The 4,207-nt window shown below is 74.6% G+C and carries 3 protein-coding genes; all 3 read left to right on the forward strand.

The features are described from left to right. Window positions 1-2,162, forward strand: a 2,162-nt coding sequence (locus AC51EU_RS27750; protein ID WP_496269836.1) for a polarized growth protein Scy-related protein, incomplete at its 5' end; no start/stop codon positions are given. Window positions 2,163-2,276: 114 nt separating this feature from the next. After that, on the forward strand, window positions 2,277-3,212 hold the full coding sequence (locus AC51EU_RS27755) for a cellulose-binding protein (RefSeq protein ID WP_496269837.1): 936 nt from the start codon (window positions 2,277-2,279) through the stop codon (window positions 3,210-3,212). A gap of 128 nt (window positions 3,213-3,340) precedes the next feature. Further along, the coding region (locus tag AC51EU_RS27760; protein WP_496269838.1) for an ABC transporter ATP-binding protein at window positions 3,341-4,207 on the forward strand (867 nt) is incomplete at its 3' end.

Here is a 4,207-nt window from a genome sequence, read left to right on the forward strand (position 1 = left end):
AGGCCGAGCGGCTGCTGGGCGAGGCCCGCGAGGAGGCGGAGAAGGAGCGCACCGCGGCGCGGGAGCAGAGCGAGGAGCTGCTGGCGTCGGCCCGTACGCGGGTGAGCGAGGCGCAGGCGGAGGCCGAGCGGCTGGTCACCGAGGCGGACCGGCGCGCGTCGGAGACGGTCGCGGCGGCGGAGACCGCTGCGCAGAAGGTCCGGGACGCGGTCGCGGGGCTGCACGAGCGGGCCGAGGAGGAGATCGCCGGGCTGCGGTCGGCGGCCGAGCACGCCGCGGAGCGGACGCGCACCGAGGCGCAGGAGGAGGCGGACCGGGTCCGCGGCGACGCGTACCAGGAGCGCGAGCGGGCCTCGGAGGACGCCGCGCGGCTACGGGCCGAGGCGCGGGAGGCGCAGGAGGCGGCGAAGGCGCTCGCCGAGCGCGCGGTCGCGGAGGCGATCGAGGAGGCCGACCGGCTGCGTGCCGAGGCCGCCGAGGTGCTGGACGAGGCGCGCAAGGACGCCGGGCGGGCGCGCAAGGAAGCCGCGGAGCAGGCCGACCGGCTGGTGACCGAGGCCGCGGCCGAGGCGGAGAAGGCGGTCGCGGAGGCCACGGCGCAGGCCGAGAAGCTGGTCGCGGACGCCACGGCGAAGGCGCAGCAGCTGCGGACGGACGCCTCCGACGCGCTGGCGTCCGGCGAGCAGGACGCGGCGCGGGCCCGCGCGGAGGCGCGCGACGACGCCAACCGCATCCGGTCGGAGGCCGCGGAGCAGGCCGACCGCCTGGTGACCGAGGCGCGGTCGGAGGCCGAACGGATCGTCAACGAGGCGGCCGAGCTGACCTCGTCGGCGCAGGACGACGCGGACCGCGCGGTCGAGGAGGGCCGCAAGACCGCCGAGCGGCTGCGGACCGACGCCGAGGAGCAGGCCCGCGAGCATCTGGCCGAGGCCGCCGCCGAGGCGGAGCGGATGCGCGCCGAGGCGATGGGCGTGCTGGAGACGGCGCGGATGGACGCGGACCGGACCGGCGACGAGGCCCGCAAGGCGGCCCACAAGGCACGGTCGGAGGCCGCGGAGCAGGCCGACAAGCTGATCGCCGAGGCCGGTACGGAGGCCGAGCGGCTGCGCGAGGAGGCGGCGCAGGCGCTGGCGGACGCCGAGCGCGCCGCGGACCGTACCCGGGCCGACGCCCGGGAGCAGGCCGACCGTATGCAGGCGACGGCGACCGCGGAAGCGGACCGGATGCGTGCCGAGGCCGCGGACACGGTCGCGGAGGCCGAGAAGCGGGCCGCGCGTACCCGCGAGGAGGCGGTGAAGGCCGCCGAGGACGCGGCGGCGGAGGCCGAGCGGACGCGTACCGAGGCGCGCGAGGAGGCGGACCGGCTGCGGGACGAGGTCCGCGAGGAGGCGGCCAAGCGCCGCGCGGACGCCGCCGAGCAGGCCGATCAGCTGGTCGCCAAGGCCCAGGAGGAGGCGCTGCGGGCCGCCGCCGCGGCCGAGGAGCAGGCCGACACGATGGTCGGCGCGGCCCGCAAGGAGGCCGAGCGGATCGTCGCGGAGGCGACGGCGCAGGGCAACGCGCGGGTGGAGAAGGCCCGGACGGACGCCAACACGATGCTGAGCGAGGCGCGGGGCGACGCCACCGCGATCCGGGAGCGCGCCGAGGAGCTGCGGACCCGGGTCGAGTCCGAGGTGGAGGAGCTGCACGAGCGGGCCCGCCGTGAGTCGTCGGAGGCGATGAAGAACGCCGGCGAGCGGGTCGACAAGCTGATCGCCGAGGCCACCGAGCAGCGGGCGGAGGCCAAGGAGAAGGCGGAGCGGACGCTGTCGGAGGCGAACAGCGAGGCCAGCAAGGTCCGGATCGCGGCGGTGAAGAAGGCCGAGGGCCTGATCAAGGAGGCCGAGAACAAGCGGGCCAAGGCGGTGCGCGAGGCGGAGCGGATGCGCACCGAGGCGGAGGCCGAGGCCGCCCGGATCGTGGACGAGGGCAAGCGCGAGCTGGAGGTACTGGTGCGCCGCCGCAAGGACATCAACGCGGAGATCTCCCGGGTGCAGGACGTCCTGGAGGCTCTGGAGTCGTTCGAGGGCCCGCCGGCGGGCGCGGACGGCAAGAACGGGGGCGCGAAGGCGGGCGCGGGAGCCGGCACAACTCGTTCGGGTGGCAAGCAATCTGAAGGGTAGCCACTCGAAGGAGGGGCCATTCTCCACTTCAAACCGTCGTTGACTCGATGACACGCCGGTCCGGCCCCTAGGATTCTCCTTATCACCTCACCGGTCTCTTTCGACAGGAACCCCATGAGCGACACTTCCTCCCCTTTCGGCTTCGAGCTCGTGCGGCGTGGGTACGACCGCGGTCAGGTGGATGACCGCATTACGAAGCTCGTCGCGGATCGTGACAGCGCGCTGGCCCGTATCACCTCGCTGGAAAAGCGGATCGAGGAGCTGCACCTCGAAACGCAGAACGCCCAGGCCCAGGTCAATGAGGCCGAGCCGTCGTACGCGGGCCTCGGTGCGCGCGTCGAGAAGATCCTCCGGCTCGCGGAGGAGGAGGCCAAGGAGCTGCGCGAGGAGGCGCGCAGGTCCGCCGAGCAGCACCGCGAGCTGGCCGAGGCCGCCGCCCAGCAGGTCCGCTCCGACGCCGAGGAGTTCGCCGCCGAGCGCAAGGCGAAGGCGGAGGACGAGGGCGCCCGGATCGTCGAGAAGGCCAAGGGCGAGGCGTCCTCGCTCCGCTCCGACGCGCAGAAGGACGCCCAGTCCAAGCGTGAGGAGGCCGACGCCCTCTTCGAGGAGACCCGGGCCAAGGCCGCGCAGGCCGCCGCCGACTTCGAGACGAATCTCGCCAAGCGTCGTGAGCAGTCCGAGCGTGACCTGGCCTCGCGTCAGGCCAAGGCGGAGAAGCGCCTCGCGGAGATCGAGCACCGTGCCGAGCAGCTGCGCCTGGAGGCGGAGAAGCTGCGGACGGACGCCGAGCGCCGGGCCCGGCAGACGGTGGAGACCGCACAGCGCCAGGCCGAGGACATCGTCGCCGACGCCAACGCCAAGGCCGACCGGGTCCGCAGCGAGTCCGAGCGCGAGCTGGCGGCGCTCACCAACCGCCGCGACTCCATCAACGCGCAGCTGACCAACGTCCGCGAGATGCTGGCGACGCTGACGGGCGCGGCGGTCGCCGCGGCCGGCGTCCCCGACGACGAGACCTCCTCGCGCGGCCTGCCCGCCCAGCAGACGCGCTGACCCCGGCGCCCCGTGGCGCGCCCCCGTACCGCCCGTCCGGCGGTGCGGGGGCGCGGTCGTGACGGGGTGCCGTCCGCGTGGTCCGGGCCCGGTGGCGGGGTGCCGGGGCCGCGCTTAGCGTGCTGTACATGATCGAGCTGGACGGGCTGACGAAGCACTACGGTGACACGGTCGCGGTGGATCACCTGACCTTCGCCGTACGGCCCGGGACGGTCACGGGGTTCCTCGGGCCCAATGGCGCGGGCAAGTCCACGACGATGCGGATGATGCTCGATCTCGACCGTCCGACGTCCGGTTCCGTCCGTATCGAGGGGCGTCATTACCGGCAGCTGACCAACCCGCTGCGGTCCGTCGGCGCGCTGCTGGAGGCCGGCGCGGTGCACGGCGGCCGCAGCGCCTTCCACCATCTGCTCCACCTGGCGCAGAGCAACGGCATTCCCCGGCGCCGCGTCGACGAGGTGCTGGAGACGGTGGGCCTGCGCGCGGTGGCCCGGAAGCGGACCAAGGGCTTCTCGCTGGGCATGGGCCAGCGGCTCGGGATCGCGGCGGCGCTCCTCGGCGACCCGCGGGTCCTCCTCTTCGACGAGCCGGCCAACGGTCTCGACCCCGAAGGCATCCTCTGGGTGCGCACCCTGATGAAACACCTGGCCGCCGAGGGCCGCACCGTCCTCGTCTCCTCCCACCTCATGAGCGAGATGGCGCTGACCGCGGACCACCTCGTCGTCATCGGCCGCGGCCGGCTCCTCGCCGACACCTCGATGACGGAGTTCGTCCGCCGCCACGCCCGCTCGTACGTACGGGTGCGGACGCCGGAGCCGGAGCGGCTGCGGGAGATGCTGCGCGCCGAGCGGATCGCGGTGGCGGAAGCCGGGGACGGGGCGCTGGAGGCGGCCGGGGTGCCGGCGGAGCGGCTGGGCGAGCTGGCCGCCGCGCACCGGCTGGTGCTCCATGAGCTGAGTCCGCGCCACGCGTCCCTGGAGGAGGCGTTCATGCGG

The sequence above is a fragment of the Candidatus Streptomyces philanthi genome (genome assembly GCF_059553635.1).

Excerpts from the sequence above, each read along its gene's own strand:
- AC51EU_RS27755 (WP_496269837.1), top strand. The coding sequence starts at position 2,277 with ATGAGCGACACTTCCTCCCCTTTCGGCTTCGAGCTCGTGCGGCGTGGG.